Below are 402 nucleotides of genomic sequence, written 5' to 3' on the forward strand. Positions count from 1 at the left end.
ACTTTTTATAAATATTTTAAAATTTTAGTTTTTTATTGAGGTTGTGCAACAGTTACCGTTGTTTTGGGTTACGGTCAAGAGGGTAATCTCTGAATTGAATTTTACAAACGCTTCCACGATAACTTCAACCACATCGCCGCGCGAACCTTCTACAGCATAGTTCCATGCTTTGATTATGTCTTCTTGTGATTTTATAGTCGATTGACCTTTTCCCGATGAGCTCATTAGGGGTTTAATCACACACGGAATTCCAACTTCTGCCACGGCTTTTTGTAGCTCTTCGGCTGAGGTGGCATAGCGGTAATTGGCAGTTTTAAGCCCTAGTTCTTTAGCTGCAAGGTCGCGGACAATGTCATTAAGTTAAGGGTTTAATTATTTGAAAATCAACAGTTTAAAATTGTT

General features: G+C 38.3%; 1 pseudogene. It reads right to left on the reverse strand.

What is annotated here, in order from left to right:
* Positions 1 to 54: 54 nt before the first annotated feature.
* Positions 55 to 348, reverse strand: a pseudogene (locus IAI56_RS15955) (ATP-grasp domain-containing protein); the annotation flags it as partial.
* Positions 349 to 402 lie beyond the last annotated feature (54 nt).

Source organism: Flavobacterium macrobrachii, assembly GCF_014486675.1.
GTDB classification, from domain to species: domain Bacteria; phylum Bacteroidota; class Bacteroidia; order Flavobacteriales; family Flavobacteriaceae; genus Flavobacterium; species Flavobacterium macrobrachii.